Here is a 19,600-nt window from a genome sequence, read left to right as displayed (position 1 = left end):
AGCCCATCCAATGAGTGTTAACAGGCCCTAGACAGGTGTAGCGATGAATGCACGCGAGCAAGAAGCCGTCCTGACTATCGCCCTGCTTGCGGCGTTTGCCGACGGCGCCAAAGACGAGCGCGAGCGTGAGGAGATCAAGCGCATCGCCGAGTCATTGACCGGCGAGCCCAACGCGCCACAAATGTCACAGCTGTATCAGAATGTGCTGCTCAAGCGAGTGAACGCTGCGCAGGCCGCGGCCGTGCTCACCGATCCGTCACATCGTCAGCTCGCCTATGAAATGGCGGTGTGCGTGTGTGACGCCGACGCGGCCACCAACCCTGCCGAGCAGAAGTTCTTGCAGGAGCTGCGCGGCGTACTGGGCCTGGACACCCAGCAAGCAGTGCTCGTCGAGAAAGACGCGGCCGCGCTTGCAGACGCGCCACTGAGCAACACGCAGGCAACCCTGTCCGATGCCGAACTGGATAAGTACATCCTCAATCACTCGATAGTGAATGGCGCCATCGAGCTGTTGCCGCAGTCGCTCGCCACGATGGCCATCATTCCGTTGCAGATCAAAATGGTGTATCGCATCGGCCAGGCCTACGGCTTCCAGCTCGACAAAGGTCACATTCGTGAATTTCTCGCGACCGCCGGCGTCGGGCTGACATCGCAATACGTCGAGCAGATTGGCCGCAAGCTGCTCGGTGGCCTGCTCGGCAGTGTCGCTGGCGGACTGGGTCGTGGACTCGGCCGCGCTACTGCGGGTGCCGCATTTTCGTTTGCAACGACCTATGCGCTCGGTCAGCTGGCGAAGCGCTATTACTCCGGCGGCCGGCAGATGAGCACCGCACTGATTCAACAAACCTATCAATCATTGCTTGGTCAGGCGAAGCAATTACAAGGGCAGTACGCGTCGGAGATTCAGCACAAGGCCAGTGGGCTCGATGCCGCGCAGGTGATGTCGATGGTGAAGAACACCTGATGTCTGCGGAGTGTGACGTCCGCCAGCCGACCACACGCGTCGGCTCATGACGACAGCAATTTACAAAATGTTTTTGCGCGCGGAACCTCGTCAGCGCTAGCGGTATTCACAACACTGAGATTGCCGCAAGACGAGGAGATCCTCATGAGTGTACGTTCCACCCTTCTTTACACCGCGCTGTTCGCTGCGAGCGCCGTTGCAGCCCCCGCGGCATGGGCGCAGGCACAAGAGCCCGCACCGCCGATGAACCAGGCACCGGCACCGAGTTCCGCCGCGTCCGCCAACATCAGCGATCAAAAGATCGAGCAGTTTGCGGATGCATACGTTGCGGTGCAGACGATTCAGGAAAAGGCTGCGAATGACCTGCAGACGGCGAAGGAGCCGGCGCAGGCCGATCAGGTCAAGGCGAAAGCCGAGTCGGACATGATCGCCGCGGTCGAGAAGTCCGGCCTGAAGGTCGATGAGTTCAATCAGATCGTGGAAACGATGACGGCCAATGCTGACGTGCGCGAGCGCGTCGCCGCGAAGTTGCAGGAACGTCAGGGTGGTGGCTAATTTTTAGATAGCGTCACCCGGCACATTCGACTCCTTCCAGTGGAGCCGAGTTTTCCTGCACCGGACAGCCCGCTGTGTTTTTGCCGCACGGGCTGTCTTTTTTGCGCTCAGCCCAATTGCACTGTCAGCATCGAAATCGACCCGCCGTCGACGCCCTCGATCGGGAAAGTCACCTGGTCGCCGGGCAGCTGTGCCCCTAATACATATAACAACGGCAGATAGTGATCCGGGGTCGGCGCCGAGAGCGCTGCATCCTTACCCAACTGCTCATAGTTGATCAGTGGATCATGATCGCCTGCGAGCATCCACTCGCGAGCCTGTTGTTCGAAGCGCACCGCCCAATCGTACGGCTCCATCACTCGTCGGCCCCAGCCATACGTGTGCAGGTTGTGGACGAGGTTGCCGCTGCCCACGATGAGAATGCCCTGCTCTCGTAGCGGCGCGAGCGAACGGCCGAGTCGATAGTGGTCTTGCGCCGTCAACGTCTCGTCGATGCTGAGTTGCACGACGGGCACATCGGCATCGGGATAGCAGTGGCACAGCACGCTCCATGCGCCATGATCCAACCCCCACGACTCGTCGAGCGTCACCGCCGAACCCAGCAGCTCACCCACTTCAGCAGCAATCTCGGGACTGCCCGGCGCGGGATACTGGAACTCGAACAGCTCGCGAGGAAAGCCACCGAAGTCGTGAATGGTTCGCGGCGACTGCATGGCTGTCACCGCCGTGTATGGCACATACCAATGCGCCGATACACACAATACCGCTCGGGGCTTCGGGAAAGATTCGCAGATCTGTCGCCAGCCCTGCGTGTATACATTGTCGGCCAGGGCATTCATGGGATTGCCATGGCCGAAGAAAATCACGGGCAGACGTTGGGGTGCGCTCACTCGACAGCTCCGCTGTGACAGAGCATCAAGTATTGGACTGACCGGCCCCACTTACCATGGGCCGCGGCGCATAAGTGTTATGCGTCTTTCGAGGACTTCAGGCCGGTAGCAACTGGAAAGCGTCGGCCACCGCGTCGCGCGGCGACAGCCCTTGATCGTAGAGCGGACGCCACGCGTCCCAATCCACGTCCTCTTCACCCACTTCTGTCAGAACTTCGCTGAAGTCTTCACGAATCAGCATGACGACAGAATGCTGCCATTCACACCAAGTCTGCGTGTCCACGTTGTTGTTCATCCTCGCTGCTCCCCGGATCTTTCCGGTAAAGCGCCGCTGAGCGCTGGCGCACAGTAACGCCTCAGGGTGTCTGCAGTTCCCGTCACTGGGATCCGCCGACGCAGCGTACAGCAAGCACGCAAGAAGTGACCACCTCGCTCAGATCGTCGCGGCATATCGAACTGATCAGTGCATGTGGCTCAAGAGCAACGCAGCGATCTTGGAGTAGTTGCCATCGAAGTGGTGACCGCCGCTAAGTTTCACGACGTCCAATGATTTAGCCACCGGCTTGGCGCACAGCGACCCTGTTTCATCCGCGCCATAGACGCACAGGACGCGAACGCCTTTCATTCTCGACAGCTCGGGCGCGACCGCGATGGTGTTCTTGGCTGCGCCAATCCAGTTCTGCAAATGGAACTCGAACACCGCGGTCTCCGACAGCGATAGCAGCGCAACCAGGCGCAGCCGCTCGCGCGTGGCCGCCGGCAAGCGGTTCACGACGAACGGCATCACGTCGGCCCCTTGCGAGAAACCAATCAACAGCACCGACTGCTTCTTCCAGGCGCTCAGGTAGTGGCGCAACAATCGATCCACATCAGCTGCGGTGCCCTCGGGCGTACGCGCCTTCCAGAAATAGCGCAGCGAATCGAGCCCCACGACCGGCATCCCTTGCTTTGACAACGCAGCTGCGAGCTCCTTGTCGATGCCCGCCCAACCACCATCGCCGGAGATCAGCACGGCCAGTGTGTCGCTGTTGCTGTTGGGCGAGTGCACTTCCACAACAGGCAGACCCTTCAGCTCCGCAGCGCCCACCTCCGGCAAGCCACGCGTGCGCGCTGCCAGACGCTGGAAGGCAGCTGCGAATTGCGGCTCCCAGGTGTGGAAGTCGCTTTCACCGTGGTCGTCTCCCGGCACGGCAATCACTTCCGCCTGCTTCACATTCGCGAGGAATTGTCTGGCTTGCGTCCGACACTGTTGGTCGTGCACACCTTGCAGCACCGTCCATGGCGCGCTCAGTTGCGGCGACGTTGCTGCTCTACCGGTGGGACATAGCGGCTTCTTCAACTCACGGGTCGGACAGAAGCCCAGAGAGATGCCACCACCGAACGTCCCCGCGGGCGCCTGCGCCAGGATTGCGTGCACGAACTCCGCTCCGGACGCCGTGCCGACCAGCAGCGCGGGACGATACGTCGGCAATCGATAATAGGCCTGCAGGAAATGACTCAGGTTTTCCAGATCGCCGTCGGGCGAGACGCAGGTGCCACCGTCCTTATCGAGATTGCGAAAGAACGATGCCGTGTCGATCCCTGCGACCAGCGCGCCCTGACGAGCCAGCGATTGTGCGATGGGATCGAGGTCGGCCGTCCAGCCGTGCTCACCCGAAAAGAACAACACTGTCTGGCTTGGCGCGCCCTGCGGCCGATACACCGTGAGCTTCTCGAAGCGACCGTGCGAAATCGTCTCGGCGAGCGCCTGCGATCCAAGCACTAACAGCAACACCAGCAGCCAGCGGCGACACACCCTCATTTCGCAATGATTCCTCGCAACCCGCCACCGATCAATGTCGCCACGTCGGCCAATGTGAGCAACGGTGTCAGACCACCGCCGGCAACCAGATAGCGCGGCTCCCACACCGGATCGAACTTATCTTTGAAACCTCGTAGACCGCGGAAGTTGTAGAACGTTTCGCCGTAATCGAACAGCAAGCGACCGAACCGATGCCAGCGCGGCGCCAGCTCATGACTGGCCATGCCCGACATGGGCGCCATGCCCAGCCCGAAGCGCTGATAACCTTCGCTCTGGAAATGCAGCATCAGCTTGGTGAACAGGAAATCCATCGTGCCCGCCGGCGCGAGCGGCAGCTGACGCATCAGATCGACGCTGGCTTCGCTCTTCATGTGGGTGCACAGCAGATTGGCGAATGCGACGATCTGCGCCTGCTGACGCACGATCGCAATCGACTGTCGCGACAGATACGCAGGCTCGAACAAGCCGAGCGAGAAACCTTTTTCGCGCGCGTCCTGGCCTTCCAGCCAGGCATCCGAAACGGCTCGCAATTGCGGCAGCAGTGCCGTCACTTCGGCCGGCGGCACGATGGCGAACTCGAGCCCATCCCGCTCGCCCCGATTGATGGCCTGTCGCAGATGCGAGCGCTTCGAACCCTTGGTGGTGAATTCCTGCAGCTGCACGTACGCATACTCACCCAACTTGTAAGCACGCAAACCCGCGTCGAGATACAGCGGCAGCGAGTCGCCGCGCACTTGATAGAAGGTCGCACGACCGCCGTGATCCGTCGCCAGCTCGATGAATCGCCAGATCAGTTCCTGCCATTCCGACGGCCGACCGACCGGATCGAACAACGAGATCCATGAGCGGCCTTGTCGGCCATACATGATGAAGGCGTTACCTTGCGCCGAGAACAGCAAGCGCTTGTCGCCCAATAGCGCGAGATTCGCTTCCGCCGAAGGCTGTTCACGCACGATCTTGCTGGCGCGATCGAGATCTTCAGTGGTTGGCAGCACCGGCGCGCCGGGCGATGGCCGCAACAGCTGCCACAGCGCGATACCCAGACCTGCCACCATGACGCCCATCATCGCCCGCAGCGAGCGCGGCGCGTTGGCATTGAACTCGAATTGCCACCACAGCTCGTTGGTGTAGTCGACGCGCCGATAAACGAAGAACAACAGGAACACTGTCGCCGCGACCACCCACACGACCGAGATCAGCCACACTCCTCGCAGCGGATGTGCAAACAACGCGGAGCGTCGATCGAACTGGGCGCGCGACACGTACAACAGGATTGCCAGCACCACCAGGTAGAACGCTTGCACCAGCGCGAAACCCTTAGGCATGGCCAACACGGCGGCTACCAACGCCAGCACGAACGCCGACCACCACGCGGCATCCAGACGATGTAACAAGCCACGCGCGACTACGATCATCGCAAGACCGGTGACGCTGCCGAGAAAGTGCGACGCCTCGACCAGGGGCAGCGGCACGCGCAGGGCCAGCATGTCAGTGGCTTGTGCAGATGCTGGTGTCACGCCCGAGACGAGCAGCCAACCGCCAGCGATGAACGTCATCGTTGCCAGCAACATCGGTGACAGTCGTACTGCTGCCCGACCCATCGGCGCCGCGATGCCGACACGCATTTCATAGACGGCCAGCAACACGGCGGCCAGCACCAGCGGCAACAAATAGTAGATGACTCGATAGAGCACCAACGCGCTGACGATGTGCTCCACCGGCGCACGGTCGCCGCACGCGAGCAGAATGACAGCTTCGAAGACACCCAAACCGCCGGGCACATGGCTCAGGATGCCGAGCACCAGCGCGATCGAGTACCAGGCCATGAACTCGCCCGGCGCGACGGCGCCGGACGGCAACAGGAACCAGAGCGTCGCGGCTGAGGCGATCAAATCCAGCGCCGAAATCACCAGCTGTTGCACGGCCAGCCGCGCCGGTGGCATGCGCACTTTCCAACGCCAGGCGATCATGACTTCGCGGCGCCGCGCAGCGAGCGCGATGAATCCAGCCACGCCGAGCAACACCGCCACGGCGATCACCCGCAGCAGCCATGCGGGCATATGGGCGAGCTGGGCAACGCCATCCGCCCCCCACAACAGACCGGCCGCACCAAACGCAGCGGTGCCGAATGTGAACGCACTGGCATTGAAGGCGATGACTTCCGCGACCTTGTTCGCCTCGATACCTGCCGCCGTATACAGCCGCATGCGAACGGCACCGCCCGTCAGAACGCCCAAGCCGACGGTATTCCCTAGCGCATACGCAATAAATGAAGTGAGCAGGACCGTCGAACGGCGGATGCGCACTTCGGCGTACTTCATGGCGGACATGTCGTAGCCAGTGAGCACGAGATAGCTCACGGCAGTCGCCAGCAGGGCGAGCAGCAGGTTCTGCAGCGGCTCGGCTTCCATCTGCTGCATGACCTTGGAGAGATGCACTTCGGCGAGCAGCACCCGGAAAGCATCGAACAGCAGCAAGCTGATCAGGCCGGCACCGGCCGCAATCAGCCAGATGCGCCACTTTGCCCAACCGCTCACTGCCTCGGTCACAGTCCGTGATTTCCTGAGCTCACCGCAAGTAAGCAGCATTCTGCCGCGCGGCCGTCACAAGAACATTACGTTATTGACACAAGCCGCTGGCCCGCCGCCGGGCACCATGAAGAACTTGTCATGGTCGGACAATTCGTTGAGGCCGCGGTCCAAACGGGGGTCAGCGCTCGCATTTACCCCGTTTTGTGAACTGTTAGAGTATGTCGAAATGGGATATCCGCCGGCAGGATCGACGCCCTATGAAGTTGCTTCCAACAACACCACATCGGCAACTGATACACATGCTCACGGGCGCGCGGCAGCGCGCGTCATTGTCGCAATCACAGTTGGCGGAGAAGGTCAGCGTGCAGCCGGCATTCGTAACAAAGTACGAAAGCGGCGGCGGAAAAGAACCCTCTCGTCGCCGGTGAGGGTCAGCGACGAGAGGGTGAACAGACTGCCGGCCCAGGGGGATAAACGGCTTGCAGCCTGCGACACCGCAACCCCTTGTCGATTGCTGTGTCGCTTGGTGGCCAATCTACAGGGCGCGGGTCATGCGGTCAGTCGATGTCAGGTCACAGGTCGGTCAGCTGCAGCGGCGCTGGGGCGATCGGCGGCCGGCTCGGTGGTTACGCGCTATGAACAGATAGCGACTTGATCTTAGTCAGCCACCAGCTTGTAGCCGGCACCCGGCGTGGTCTGCAGCACTTCCGGCGCCGACGCATCCGTTTCGATCTTGTGGCGCAAGCGATAAATGAGCTGCTTGAGCGTGCGGCGCTCGCGGGCGGTGGCGCGCCCCCACAGATGAAGTAACAACTTTTCCGCGGTCACCGTTCGTCCCGGCGTGATCATCAGCAGCTGAATTGCTTTCAACTCCAGCGGCGTGAGTCGAATCGGCGGCGCCGCGCCGAATTGCAGGCTGCGCTGATCCGGATCCAAGCGCAACTGACCTGCTGTCACCGGCCCCGCATCGAACGGCTCGGAGCGTCGAATCAGCGCTCGCACCCGCGCCAGCAAGGCTCGCGGACTGAAAGGTTTGTGCACGTAATCATCCGCGCCCGAATCGAACGCCTCGATGAGATCTTCTTCCACATCTCGCACCGTCAACATCATGATGGGCACGGGCGAGCGGCCGCGAATCTCGCGACAGACTTTCAAGCCGTTCGGCTCCGGCATGTTGATATCGAGCAGCACCATATCCGGGGAGTCGCGCTGGAATGCCAGCAAGGCGCTCTCCCCGTCTACCGCGGTACAGATATCGAACCCCGCCTGCATCAGCGTGAATCCAATCAGTGCCCGCAAATCGGCATCATCATCGGCAACCAGGATTCTCATGGCGTCAACGCCGCTCCGTAGCCAGTAGCGCAGCGAGCTTTTCGGCATGACCGCGCAGCTCATGAGCCGCGGTTGCCTCCCAATGATCGGCACGCAACATCGGCCCCACATAGAAAAGATGCGGACCTGGCCAGCCATCGGCATCGACGACGGCGCCACTCGGTCCGGTACGCAATCCGAGGCCCAGCGTGTCGGGCACACACAGCCCGGTTTGAACGAGGTTGCTCCACAACGGCTCGGTCGAGCGTGCGATCGCGTAGTCGGGGCCCGTGCAGTTGATCACACGATCGAATTGCTGCGCGCGCAGCTCCTGCGAGCCGCGCGGACGCCAGATCACTTCGATGCGCTCGTCCCGTGGAATGAATTGTTTGATATGGCCGGCGTGAATCGTCAGTCGCCCCGAATGGCGGAGCGTATCGATCTTCTGAATCAGCTCGGGCGGCAATCGATGGCGATAAATGTCCCAATGCGCTCGCACGTGACGCAGGAAGCGCACGCGATCGCGCTCCGGCAAACGCTGCCAGATGGTCGGAGCCATGTTACGAACGAAAGTAATCGCCTCTCGCCAGTCGCCGCCCATCTGCTCGGCCTCGTGCGCCAGCAACCGTACCGAACTGACCAGTCGTCGAAGCGACGTCGATGCGGCAAGCAACAGCGCATTGCCGTCGCCTTTGAACGCATCGGGCCGGAAGGGCGTTTGTCGAGGGGGCACCAATCCGTGACGTGACAAAGCGTGCAAGGTCGGCGTCCGCTGCGGATCGGATGCAGCCACGTTGATGATGTCGGCGGTAGTCAGACCCGTGCCGATCAACAGCACGGTCTGCGACCGATTGAACTTGAGATCGACCGTCCAGGGATCGGCAACGTAGGCCGGATGGGTCAGCACATCCTTGGCCACCGATAACGAAGCCGGTTTGGGATTGCCGAGCGCGAGCACGACGTCGTCCGCGGTGAAACGCCGCCCGTCCTCCAGCTCGACTCGCAGCGGCAGATGCCGCTCGATACGACGCAGGTTGACCACCGAGCCCCGGACAATTTCCAGCCGAATGTTTCCTGGCGCACTGAGCTGCGCGGCGAGCAGCACCTCGCTCAGGTACTCGCCATACAGCGTGCGCGGCAGAAAATCTTCGCCAGTGACCTTCGGAATGCGCCGCTGTGCGAACTCCAGAAATTCCTTGGGCGCAGCCGAGCTGGCCGACATACGGCTGGCCGGCACGTTGAGCAAATAAGGGAAGCTGCGCTCGGCGTACGCGGCGCCACGCGCCACCTCGTTGGCGCGCTCGATCAGGACGAGGCGCGTCGGGCCGGGTGGCGGACGTCGCAACAGATTCGCGGCCACAACCGTGCCGCTGAATCCGCCACCGACAATAACTATGGTTCGAAGCAGTCCCGCCAATCGTCGCTCCCATCAATCTGGAAGCAACAGCGTAGGCGAGCGACCGGTATCAAGTCTGTAACGTGCGAGTCACGAAATGGCGCAGGGAATGCTACGACCCTGCAACCGATTTATAACCACACCGGCGAACGTCAATCGACGACGAGCTTGTAACCCGCACCCGGTGCCGTCTGCAGCATTTGTGGCGCAGCGGGATCGATCTCGATCTTCTGGCGTAGCCGATGCACCAGCTGTTTGAGCAGCTGACGATCGCCCGAGCCCTTGTGACCCCACACCTGCATCAGCAAGCGATCCGAGCTGACCGTGTGACCGGCGTTGGCGATCAACATCTGCAACAAGCGCAACTCGAGCTTGGTGAGTCGTAGCGGCTGATTCGTGCCGACTTGAACCGTATGTTCGTCGACGTCGAGCTGGATGCGACCGGCCGCGAGCGGCGCAGTGTTCTCCATGCCCGCCCGACGCAGCAGCGCCTTGACTCGTGCGAGCAACGTGCGCGGGCTGAAAGGTTTGCTCAGGTAATCGTCGGCACCGAGCTCGAGCGCACGCACCAGATCTTCCTCTTCGCCACGCACGGTCAACATCATTACCGGCACGCGCGACTTGGTACGGATCTGCTCGCACACTTGAAAACCCGTGGCGCCCGGCATGTTGATATCCAGGATCACCAGGTCCGGCCCTTCGGTTTCGAAGGCGCGCAATGCCTGGGTGCCGTCGCTGGCTTTGACCACGAGATAGCCCGCCTGCGACAGCGTGAAGGCGATCAACGCCAGCAAATCCTTGTCATCGTCGGCAGATAAGATCTTCATGAAGGTTACTCGGCAGTCTGTCGCAGCTTCACTTCGAAACGGGTGCGGCCCTCGGCAGTGCGTCTCGCGGCGACGCTACCGCCATGCCGCTCGACGATGGATTTCACGATCCACAAGCCTAGACCCAGCCCACCGGGCTCCGGTTCCTGGCCGCCGCTGCGGTAAAAACGATCGAAGATCGAGTTGCTCTCGATCTCGGGCACGCCCGGACCTTCGTCCTCGACCCAGCTCGTGACGAACTCGCCACTGTGCTCGGCGCCAATGCGCACGACTGTATCTTCCGGCGCGAACTTGCTCGCGTTGGCGAGCAGATTGACGAACACTTGCGTCAGTCGCGGGCCATCGCCATCCACATTCGGCAGGTCTTCGGGCAAATCCACTTCCAGGCGCTGGCGGCGCTGCGTGAGCAATGCGCCGACCAAAGCTTCGGAATCTTCAATGACCTCCGCGAGCGCCACGGCCTGATGGCGGATACTGAGCTGGCCGGACTCGATGCGCACGCTCTCGAGCAGGTTGTCGATGAGCCGCGTCAAGCGCAAAGCGCCGCGCTCCAGCGACAGCACCAGTTCTTTTTGCTGATCGACCGACATCGAATCGAAGCCGTCGCGCAGCAGCTCGATCGACGCAAGCTGCGCAGCAAGCGGCGTACGGAATTCGTGCGAGATATTGACCAGCACCGAGTCACGCGCCCGGCGCACGCCTTCCAGCTCGGTTTCGTCGCGAATGACTTGCACCTGCAGCTCGTCGACGGGGCTGGAGCTGGTGATGATGGTGATGCGCGGCGCGCCGTCTCTCAGCTGCAAACGTTCCGTCGCCTGCGAGCTGCCTTCGTGACGCGCACGCAGGATGGGGCAATTGGTGTCGCACGGACGCACGCCGTTCGAATCGCGGCAGGGCTTCAGCACGTCGCCGCAGAAACGGCCGATGGCTTCATGAGCTTGCACGCCCAGCAATTGAGCGGCCTGCGGATTCAAATAACGGATGACCCGCGACTTGTCGACGGCGTACACGCCTTCGACGATGCCGCCGAGCACGGCCTGCGCTTCCGCCTCGCGACGACGCAAGGTGCCGGTCAGCTCGACCAGGTTGTTGCGCATGTCCTCGATGGTGCGGGCCAGCTTGCCGACTTCGCGAGTGCCGCCCACTGGAATCGACGTCGAAAAGTCGCCTTGCCCGAGTTTCTCCACGGCGTCCGTCAAGGTCGACACCGGACCTGTCACCTGCCGACCGAGAATGATGCCCGCCAACACGGCGAGCGCCGCAAGAATGATCGCGGTGATGAGCAATCGTTTGGCGAGCCCGCCAACCGACGCATCGATATCCGACGACGGCAGGCGCGCTTCGAGAAACGCGATGGCTTCACCCGACACGGCAAAGATCGGAAAGCTCGCGGCGTACAGATCGAGCGCGTCCAACCGCGCCACCGCCGAGCCGCCATCGGACAAGCCCGCCGAATGCAGCCGCGTGAAATCGTCGACCTTGCGCTCTTCGATGAACAAGCGGTAATTGATCAGCCGGACCTGCATGCCGACGCGCTCTGTCAGGATGTCCGCCATCCTTTGATCGAGCAAGCGAGCGACATACACCCGCCGCTCCGTCGCCCCGCCAACTTGAGCGGAAGCACCGAGCAGCGCGTATTCAGACCCTGTCGGCGCTGCCATGAACCGCTCGCCCTGTTCGGCGGCGGAGGTCGCGATCAGTTCCCAAGGAAGTTGCACGCCGGCCTGTGCGACCAGCTGACCGCCTTCGAACACGGCGCAAGAGGCGATGGTTTCTGAATTGCAGGAGCGGCGCAGATACGGACCGACCGTGGCCGAGCGCCGATCCGCGAGCAGGCGCTGAAAAGTCTGGCGCTCAGCAACCGACTTGGCATGAGTCAACGCGTCTTCGCTGTACCGTCTTATATCTTCGCGCGCCATCGCGCCGGCCAGCTGCACGCGAGACTTGCCCTGCTGATCGGCCAGATCCCGCAGCGAACCAATGGCCGAAATGGAAATGCCGCCGACCAGCAACAGCACGATCGCAACATTGATGACCGCGATCCACACTCCAAGACTGGCGCGCGAAGTATCGATCTGCAGCCGGTCGATGAACTGCTGAGTGCGGTCGACGACGTATGAGAAGAAGCGATCGATCACTTCCTCTTCATCTCCACTAAGGATTTGATGATCAGCGTCAGCACCGCCAGCAGCGTCAACAGCGAGGCCACCGCGAACGAGCCGACGAAGTTGTACTCGTTATAAAGGATTTCTACGTGCAACGGCATAGTCGTCGTCAGGCCGCGCACGTGCCCGGATACGACCGAGACGGCGCCGAACTCGCCCATCGCGCGGGCATTGCACAGGATCACGCCGTACACCAGGCCCCAGCGAATCTTCGGCAAAGTGACGTGGAAGAACGTCATCAGGCCACCCGCCCCCAGGGTGATCGCGGCCTCTTCCTCGTCGTTGCCCAGCTGCTGCATCAATGGAATCAGCTCGCGCGCCACATAGGGGAACGTCACGAACATGGTTGCGAGGACGATGCCCGGCACGGCAAAGATGATGCTGATGTCGTTTTCCTGCAGCCACAGGCCAAACCAGCCCTGCGCGCCAAACAACAACACGTACACGAGACCCGATATCACCGGCGACACCGCAATGGGCAAATCGATCAGGGTGATCAGGAAGCTCTTGCCCCGAAAACTCGAAATTTTTCGCAAATCGCCCAAGGCCGCGGCGACAACCCGAAAAGATCGTATTGGTGGGCACGACGATCGCGGCCACCGTCAGCGTCAGCCGGATCGCGGCCAGGGTGTCTTCATCCTTGAAGCTCTCGAAATACATCTCCCAGCCCTTGCTCAGCGCCGTGATGAACACGGTGGCCAGCGGCGCGAACAGCAGCGCCGCCAGGAAGCCGAGCGACAGCAGGATGAAAACGTACTTTACGATGGAAGAGATCAGCGTATCGCGGCCCGGCCGGCTCGCGATTTCCGCCAACATCTCCTTGGAAGGACCGCCTGCCATCAACGTCCCGCGGCGACCATGCGCCGACGGCTCCAGGCTTGCAGCAGGTTGATGGACAGCAGCATGACGAACGACATGGTCAACATGACGAAGCCCAGTGCGGCCGCGCCCTTGTAGTCGAATTGCTCCAGCTTGATGACGATCAGCAGCGGCGTGATCTCGGTGCGCATCGGCAGGTTGCCGGCGATGAAGATCACCGAGCCGTACTCACCGACCGCGCGCGCGAACGCCAGCGTGAAGCCCGTGGCCAGCGCAGGAAACACGGTTGGCAGCACGATGCGCCGGAAAATCGTGAAGCGGCCCGCGCCGAGCGTTTCGGCGGCATCTTCCAGATCGCGCTGCACTTCGGCGATCGCCGGCTGCACCGAGCGCACCACGAACGGCAAACCAATCAGCGTCAACGCGACGACCACGCCGATCCATGTGTACGCGACTTTGATACCGAACGGCGCGAGGTGCTGACCGATCCAGCCGTTCTCCGCGAACACTGCGGTCAACGCGATGCCCGACACCGCGGTCGGCAATGCGAACGGCATATCGATCAGAGCATCGATGAGCTTGCGCCCCGGAAATTCATAGCGCACCAGCGTCCAGGCGATGATGAACCCGAATACGCTGTTCAAGGTCGCGGCCAGAATCGATGCGCCAAAGGTCAGGCGATACGAAGCCACGGCCCGCGGATCGGTGACCACGCGCACGAAATCGCCCCAACCCATCGTCGCCGTCTTCATGACCAGCGCCGCGAGCGGCACCAGCACGATGGCCGACAGAAAGAACGTCGAGAAGCCCAGCGTCAGCCCGAAGCCCGGCAGGATGGAGGGCTGGCGAAAGCTCATTTGCCCCTGCTCCCGCCGCCATAAATGCGATCGAACAGCGCACCGTCGGCAAAGTGCCGCTCATGGGTCGCCTTCCAGCCGCCAAACACCTGGTCGATGGTAAAGAGCTCGAGCGCCGGGAACTGATCCTTATGCCGCTCCAGCACCGCAGGATTGCGCGGACGGAAGTAATGGTTGGCCGCGATCTCCTGGCCCGGCTCTTCATATAAGTACTTCAGATACGCCTCGGCAATCTGGCGCGTGCCGCGTCGATCGACGACGGTATCGACGACCGCCACCGGCGGCTCGGCCAGAATGCTGCTGCTCGGCACGACGATCTCGACCTTCTCGGGCCCCAGCTCCCTGATGGCGAGCAGCGCTTCGTTTTCCCACGCGAGCAACACATCGCCGATCTCACGTTGCACGAACGTGTTGGTCGCGCCTCGCGCGCCGCTGTCGAGCACCGGCACGTGCTTGTACAGCTGCGTCACATACTCTTCGGCTTTCTTCTGAGCAGCAGCGACCGCTTGTTCGTCCGCGGGATCGTCGAGCTTCGACCAGTCGCCACCGAGCTCGGTGCGCAACACCGAGCCCCACGCGGCGAGATAATTCCAGCGCGCGCCACCGGAAGTCTTGGGATTCGGCGTGACGACGGCAATGTTGTCGCGAATCAGATCCGGCCAATCCTTGATCTGCTTGGGATTGCCCTTGCGCACCAGGAACACGATGGTCGAGGTATACGGCGAGCTGTTCCCTGGCAGACGCTTCTGCCAGTCCGCGCCGAGACGCTTGCCCTTGATCTGAATCGAATCGATGTCGTACGCGAGCGCGAGCGTGACCACGTCCGCGTCGAGACCATCGATCACCGCGCGCGCCTGACTGCCCGAGCCGGCGTGAGATTGTTTGATCGTGACGCGCTGCTTGTGCTCCTGCTCCCAGCGCTTCGAGAAACTTTCGTTGAATTCGCGATACAGCTCGCGCGTCGGGTCGTAGCTGACGTTGAGCAATGTCACGCGACCGGCATCGTCACTGCTGCCGCAACCCGCGAGCAGCGTCAGCATGCCCAGGCACGCCGCCAATGTGCTGCGCTTGAGGATGTTCATTCGGCGGCTCCTTCGCTGTTGTCCTTGCTGGGCCGGTAGACGACCATCATCGGGTAGCTCGCGCCCGACGTGAACAACGCACCGAACGTACCGCGCAGTTGCGCCGGATCGGAGACGCCGAGAATCAGCATGGGATCTTGAGAATCGTTCAACTGGCGCTGCAACTCGTCGGCAGCCGCGCCGAATCGCAATTCAGTGCGCATTTCGAGACCGTGCACTGCCTGCGCTTCGGAGCGCGCATCTAGCAGAGTGCGTACGCCGAACGGACGCTGCGATTCGCCCGAGCCTTCGGGAAGAATGCCTACGTAAACCGCTTCGGCCGCAACGTGACGCAGCAGACTCGCGGCCACGGCGAGCGTCGAGCGACGCGCCGAATCATCCGCCCAATGAATCAGCACTCTTTGCGGAGACGCGGAATGCGCCGGCAACACCAGTACTTCGCCAGCGCCGTTCTGTAACAACCACTGCAGTTGATCCGCAGTCTTCGGACCCGCAGCAATCACCGCCACGCCAGAGACAGGCGCGCTCGCCGGCGCATCGCACGCCACCAGTGGCGCCTCATTGCGCTTGATGATGCGCGTTTTCATCCGAGTGGCGAGCTCGACCAGCAATGGATGCTGTGACAGACGCTCGCACGAAGTTTCATCGGAACCGTAAGCGGTGTAGCTGGACAGCGGCGTCGGCAGCACGTGAATTCGGCGCACGCCAATGGCAACCGACTGACCCAGCGCCACCGGGAACAAGCGTTGTTCGTACTGCGTGCGCGTGACATCGAGCAACGCAGCTGGTGCGTTGTTGCCGTTGGTTTGTGGCGCGATGTGAGCATCGGCTGCGCCATCCGCCATGCGCACGCGCATGCGTTCGAGCGCGCCAGTGAAGACCAGCTCTTCTACGATGCCATTGGCGATGAAGTTGGTGCGCAGATTGTCGCGCGTCGGTGCCAGCTCCACTTCTTCAGGGCGCAGCACGGCGACCACTTCCTGCTCGCGCCCGCCTTCGAGCTTCTCGACCCGTCGCGCGTTCACGGGCGCCGCGCCAAAGCGAATGCCCTGCTCGGTCTGACGCGCCAACAACAGGTTTGCGGCACCGAGGAAGGTCGCGACGAACCGGGTCGCCGGTCGCGCATACAGCTCATCGGGCGCGCCGCTCTCGAGCAGGCGGCCGAGGTTCATCACGCCGATGCGATCGGCCATCGCGAACGCTTCTTCCTGGTCGTGCGTCACCAGCACGGTGGTAATTTTCAGCTCACGCTGCACCTGACGAATCGTCCGACGCAGCTCTTCGCGGATCTTGGCGTCCAACGCGCCGAAGGGTTCGTCGAGCAGCAACACCGGGGGCTTGTGAGCGAGCGCGCGCGCGACGGCGACACGCTGCTGCTGACCACCCGACAGCTGGGTCGGCAAGCGATCGTCCATGCCTTCCAGTGCCACCAGACGCAGCAGTTCCTTGCGGCGCTCGCGACGCTCGGCGGATTTCATGCGTCGAACCTTGAGCGCGAACTCGATGTTCTCGCCGACGGTCATGTGGCGGAACAGCGCGTAGTTCTGGAACACCAAGCCGACACCGCGTTGCCGCGCGGACACGTGCGTGACATCGTTGCCATGCAGCGCGATGCGGCCATGATCGACGCCGGTCAGGCCCGCAATCGCTCGCAACAGAGTGCTTTTGCCGCTACCGCTCGGACCGAGCAGAACGTAAAACTCGCCCTCGCCGACTTCCAACGAAACGTCGTTGACGACTGGCGAGCCTTGATACCGTTTGGTGACTTGGTCGAGCGTGATGGACATACGGGCCGGGAGCTTACCGGCCAGCAGTGATAAGGTCAGTAATCGACGGGTTATAAAACGGTTATAACGTCAGAAGCGAACGACGCCGCGTCATCGCTAAAAGTTCTGAGCGGGCGCCCGCAAACGAGCAATTTTTTCATGGCGACTCTCCCTTCCTACGAAGCCCTCGGCTCCTTCTATCTGGGCCGCGAATACGACTCCGAGCGGGGTGCCGATCGCCCCGACTTGCTGCTCTACGACTCGCGCGATCTGACCACGCACGCGGTCTGCGTCGGCATGACCGGCAGCGGCAAGACCGGGTTATGCCTGTCGTTACTCGAGGAAGCGGCCATCGATGGCATCCCGGCTATCGCCATCGATCCGAAAGGCGACCTCGGCAATCTGCTGCTGAGCTTTCCTGCGCTTCGGTCCGAAGACTTCGCACCCTGGATCGACGCCGGCGCCGCGGCCCGTCAAGGCATCACCCCGGCAGAAGCGGCCACCAAGACAGCGGAAACCTGGCGCAAAGGCCTGGCGGAGTGGGACGAAGACGGCGACCGGATCGCTCGCTTCCGTCACGCTGTGGACATTGCGATCTACACCCCCGGCAGCGAAGCGGGCCGTCCGCTCTCTGTCCTACAGTCTTTTGCGGCACCGCCCGAAGAGCAGCGCGTCGACAGTGGCGCCCTGCGTGAGCGGGTCAGCGCAACTGTCGGCGGATTGCTGGGATTGGCCGGCATCGCAGCCGATCCTCTGCAAAGTCGCGAACACATTCTGCTGTCGACCTTGCTCGAGCAGGCCTGGTCCGCCGGCCGCGACCTCAGCCTGGCCGCACTGATACAGGGCATTCAGAAGCCGCCGTTCGACAAGGTCGGCGTGCTCGACCTGGAGACTTTCTATCCGGCGAAGGAGCGTCTGCAGCTGGCGATGGCGCTCAACAACCTGATCGCGTCGCCGAGCTTCGCAGCCTGGATGAAGGGCGAGCCGCTCGATGTGCAGCGCTTGCTGTTCACCGCTGAGGGCAAACCGCGGATCTCGGTGATCTCGATCGCGCATCTCGGCGACGCCGAGCGCATGTTCGTGGTGACGCTGCTGCTGGGTGAAATCGTCGCGTGGATGCGGCGCCAGTCGGGCACGTCGAGCTTGCGTGCACTGCTGTATATGGACGAGATCTTCGGCTACTTCCCGCCGAGCGCCATGCCGCCGTCGAAGATGCCGCTGCTCACGCTGATGAAGCAGGCGCGCTCGTTTGGGTTGGGCGTGGCGTTGGCGACGCAGAACCCGGTCGATCTCGATTACAAAGGGTTGTCGAATGCCGGCACATGGTTCATCGGGCGCTTGCAGACCGAGCGCGACAAGGCGCGCGTGATCGACGGCCTGCTCGGCGCAGCCGGCGAAGGTCTGGACAAGGCGCAGTTGGAAAAGCTGCTCGCGAACTTGGGCAACCGCGTGTTCCTGATGCGCAACGTGCACGACGCCGTACCAGTGTTGTTCCGCACGCGATGGACGCTGTCGTATCTCCGCGGCCCGCTGACATTGCAGGAGATCGCAAAGCTGTCGCATGCCACGCCGGCGTCGAGTGCCGCGCCAGCCACCGCCGAGCAGAAATCTTCCTTTGCATCTGCGGCTTCGGACCAGGCGAGCGGAGGAAATATTCGTCCGGCTGCTGCAGAAACGAGCCCCGCTTCGGACAAGCCCGTCGTTCCCTCCGATATCAACGAGCTCTATCTCGACACCGCGCAAGCGGACGCGACGTATTTGCCTCGCGTTCTCGGCATCGCGCGGCTGCATTTCGTCGACAAGGCCGCCGGCCTCGATGTTTGGGAAACGCGCTCTTTCATCGCGCCGCTCGATGACAATGAATCCAACGTCGATTGGGCTCAAGCCGATGTTGGCGACGATCTGCAGAAGCGGCTTTCGAGCAAGTCGCCTCAGAACGGGCACTATGCCGAGGCGCCCGCCGCTTTGCTGCGCGCTCAGAACTATCGCTCGTGGCAGAAAGAGCTGGTGAGCTATCTTTACTCCGAAGCGACGCTATCGATGTTCCATTGCCCCGTCGCCGGCCAGTCCGTCGCACCCGGTACCAGCGAGGGCGACGTCCGCGCCAAGCTCAGCCTCGCCCTGCGCGAGAAGCGCGACGCCGAGATCGAGAAGCTGCGAAAGAAATATGCGCCCAAGCTCACGACGCTGCAGGATCAACTGCGGCGCGCGGATGAGCGAGTCGAGCGGGAGCGCTCCGACTTGTCACAAAAGAAAATGCAGACCGCGATTTCAGTGGGAACGTCGCTCCTGGGTGCGTTGCTGGGACGTAAAGCCGTCAGCGTCGGCAACGCGCAGCGACTCGGCAGTGCCGCCCGCAGCGCTGGCCGGCTCGGCAAAGAAAGTGGCGATATCGATCGCGCGGAAGAAAACCGCGAAGTCATTCAGCAGCGGCTGACGGAGATGCAGAACGAGCTGGAATCCGAAGTCAGCCGACTCCGCAGCGAGCTCGATCCCGCGACGGTGTCCATCGAACAGGCTGCCGTGAAGCCACGCAAGACCGACATCGACGTACGCACCGTCGCCCTGCTGTGGGTGCCGAGCTGACCGCACAAGAGCATCGCGCGCCAACCTTTCGGGTCGGTCGGCGCGGCACG

The 19,600-nt window shown here is 62.2% G+C and carries 15 protein-coding genes and 1 pseudogene; 4 read left to right on the top strand and 12 right to left on the bottom strand.

Going from position 1 to position 19,600, the window contains the following annotated elements:
* Positions 1 to 43: 43 nt before the first annotated feature.
* On the top strand, positions 44 to 964 hold the full coding sequence (locus tag D0550_RS02590; RefSeq protein ID WP_116807543.1) for a DUF533 domain-containing protein: 921 nt from the start codon (positions 44 to 46) through the stop codon (positions 962 to 964).
* A gap of 144 nt (positions 965 to 1,108) precedes the next feature.
* Positions 1,109 to 1,519, top strand: coding sequence for a DUF4168 domain-containing protein (locus tag D0550_RS02585; protein WP_116807542.1), 411 nt, complete (start codon positions 1,109 to 1,111; stop codon positions 1,517 to 1,519).
* 107 nt (positions 1,520 to 1,626) lie between these two features.
* Here D0550_RS02585 and ygiD read toward each other — a convergent pair whose 3' ends face one another.
* The 4 genes from ygiD to mprF form a co-directional block, all read right to left on the bottom strand.
* Positions 1,627 to 2,409, bottom strand: a complete 783-nt coding sequence (gene ygiD / locus D0550_RS02580) for a 4,5-DOPA-extradiol-dioxygenase (protein ID WP_206606054.1) — start codon at positions 2,407 to 2,409, stop codon at positions 1,627 to 1,629.
* A 97-nt stretch (positions 2,410 to 2,506) separates the two neighbouring features.
* Positions 2,507 to 2,704 carry a hypothetical protein gene (locus D0550_RS02575; RefSeq protein ID WP_116807541.1) on the bottom strand — a complete coding sequence of 66 codons (198 nt, stop codon included), beginning with the start codon at positions 2,702 to 2,704 and terminating at the stop codon, positions 2,507 to 2,509.
* A gap of 165 nt (positions 2,705 to 2,869) precedes the next feature.
* Positions 2,870 to 4,210 (bottom strand): AcvB/VirJ family lysyl-phosphatidylglycerol hydrolase, encoded by a 1,341-nt coding sequence (locus D0550_RS02570; protein WP_116807540.1) that lies wholly within the window; start codon positions 4,208 to 4,210, stop codon positions 2,870 to 2,872.
* Positions 4,207 to 6,759, bottom strand: a complete 2,553-nt coding sequence (gene mprF, locus D0550_RS02565; protein ID WP_206606053.1) for a bifunctional lysylphosphatidylglycerol flippase/synthetase MprF — start codon at positions 6,757 to 6,759, stop codon at positions 4,207 to 4,209. The genes D0550_RS02570 and mprF overlap by 4 nt, the downstream gene beginning before the upstream one ends.
* 200 nt (positions 6,760 to 6,959) lie before the next feature.
* Here mprF and D0550_RS37085 point away from each other — a divergent pair, with 200 nt between their 5' ends.
* A complete protein-coding gene (locus D0550_RS37085; protein WP_116807538.1) occupies positions 6,960 to 7,169 on the top strand; it encodes a helix-turn-helix domain-containing protein in 210 nt (69 codons plus the stop codon).
* Between the two features lie 229 nt (positions 7,170 to 7,398).
* On the opposite strand, the gene D0550_RS34565 is transcribed toward D0550_RS37085, so the two are convergent.
* The 8 genes and pseudogenes from D0550_RS34565 to D0550_RS02520 all read right to left on the bottom strand — a co-directional run bounded on the left by D0550_RS34565 (position 7,399) and on the right by D0550_RS02520 (position 16,985).
* Positions 7,399 to 8,073 (bottom strand): response regulator transcription factor, encoded by a 675-nt coding sequence (locus D0550_RS34565; RefSeq protein ID WP_161965602.1) that lies wholly within the window; start codon positions 8,071 to 8,073, stop codon positions 7,399 to 7,401.
* 4 nt (positions 8,074 to 8,077) lie between these two features.
* Positions 8,078 to 9,469 carry an FAD/NAD(P)-binding protein gene (locus D0550_RS02550; protein ID WP_116807537.1) on the bottom strand — a complete coding sequence of 464 codons (1,392 nt, stop codon included), beginning with the start codon at positions 9,467 to 9,469 and terminating at the stop codon, positions 8,078 to 8,080.
* Between the two features lie 131 nt (positions 9,470 to 9,600).
* The gene (locus D0550_RS02545; RefSeq protein ID WP_116807536.1) at positions 9,601 to 10,275 is read right to left on the bottom strand and encodes a response regulator transcription factor; all 675 of its coding nucleotides are present in this window, start codon (positions 10,273 to 10,275) and stop codon (positions 9,601 to 9,603) included.
* A gap of 5 nt (positions 10,276 to 10,280) precedes the next feature.
* On the bottom strand, positions 10,281 to 12,413 hold the full coding sequence (locus tag D0550_RS02540) for a sensor histidine kinase (RefSeq protein WP_116807535.1): 2,133 nt from the start codon (positions 12,411 to 12,413) through the stop codon (positions 10,281 to 10,283).
* Positions 12,410 to 13,256, bottom strand: a pseudogene (cysW, locus tag D0550_RS02535) (sulfate ABC transporter permease subunit CysW). The gene D0550_RS02540 and the pseudogene cysW overlap by 4 nt, the downstream one beginning before the upstream one ends.
* Positions 13,257 to 13,279: 23 nt before the next feature.
* Complete coding sequence (gene cysT / locus D0550_RS02530) at positions 13,280 to 14,116, bottom strand: sulfate ABC transporter permease subunit CysT (protein WP_116807534.1); 837 nt, start codon at positions 14,114 to 14,116, stop codon at positions 13,280 to 13,282.
* Positions 14,113 to 15,198: a sulfate ABC transporter substrate-binding protein gene (locus D0550_RS02525; RefSeq protein ID WP_116807533.1), complete on the bottom strand. Its 1,086-nt coding sequence runs from the start codon at positions 15,196 to 15,198 to the stop codon at positions 14,113 to 14,115. The genes cysT and D0550_RS02525 overlap by 4 nt, the downstream gene beginning before the upstream one ends.
* Positions 15,195 to 16,985: an ABC transporter ATP-binding protein gene (locus D0550_RS02520; protein WP_116807532.1), complete on the bottom strand. Its 1,791-nt coding sequence runs from the start codon at positions 16,983 to 16,985 to the stop codon at positions 15,195 to 15,197. The genes D0550_RS02525 and D0550_RS02520 overlap by 4 nt, the downstream gene beginning before the upstream one ends.
* A 138-nt stretch (positions 16,986 to 17,123) precedes the next feature.
* On the opposite strand from D0550_RS02520, the gene D0550_RS02515 reads away from it, so the two are divergent.
* Positions 17,124 to 19,550: an ATP-binding protein gene (locus D0550_RS02515; RefSeq protein WP_116807531.1), complete on the top strand. Its 2,427-nt coding sequence runs from the start codon at positions 17,124 to 17,126 to the stop codon at positions 19,548 to 19,550.
* The last annotated feature ends 50 nt before the right edge of the window (positions 19,551 to 19,600 follow it).

Source organism: Steroidobacter cummioxidans (assembly GCF_003104955.1).
This window is presented reverse-complemented; position numbering and strand designations above follow the sequence as displayed.

Excerpts from the sequence above, each read along its gene's own strand:
- D0550_RS02575 (WP_116807541.1), bottom strand. The coding sequence starts at position 2,704 with ATGAACAACAACGTGGACACGCAGACTTGGTGTGAATGGCAGCATTCT.
- D0550_RS02570 (WP_116807540.1), bottom strand. The coding sequence starts at position 4,210 with ATGAGGGTGTGTCGCCGCTGGCTGCTGGTGTTGCTGTTAGTGCTTGGA.
- D0550_RS02515 (WP_116807531.1), top strand. The coding sequence starts at position 17,124 with ATGGCGACTCTCCCTTCCTACGAAGCCCTCGGCTCCTTCTATCTGGGC.
- D0550_RS02520 (WP_116807532.1), bottom strand. The coding sequence starts at position 16,985 with ATGTCCATCACGCTCGACCAAGTCACCAAACGGTATCAAGGCTCGCCA.
- D0550_RS02525 (WP_116807533.1), bottom strand. The coding sequence starts at position 15,198 with ATGAACATCCTCAAGCGCAGCACATTGGCGGCGTGCCTGGGCATGCTG.
- D0550_RS02545 (WP_116807536.1), bottom strand. The coding sequence starts at position 10,275 with ATGAAGATCTTATCTGCCGACGATGACAAGGATTTGCTGGCGTTGATC.
- D0550_RS37085 (WP_116807538.1), top strand. The coding sequence starts at position 6,960 with ATGTCGAAATGGGATATCCGCCGGCAGGATCGACGCCCTATGAAGTTG.
- D0550_RS34565 (WP_161965602.1), bottom strand. The coding sequence starts at position 8,073 with ATGAGAATCCTGGTTGCCGATGATGATGCCGATTTGCGGGCACTGATT.
- D0550_RS02585 (WP_116807542.1), top strand. The coding sequence starts at position 1,109 with ATGAGTGTACGTTCCACCCTTCTTTACACCGCGCTGTTCGCTGCGAGC.
- D0550_RS02590 (WP_116807543.1), top strand. The coding sequence starts at position 44 with ATGAATGCACGCGAGCAAGAAGCCGTCCTGACTATCGCCCTGCTTGCG.
- cysT (WP_116807534.1), bottom strand. The coding sequence starts at position 14,116 with ATGAGCTTTCGCCAGCCCTCCATCCTGCCGGGCTTCGGGCTGACGCTG.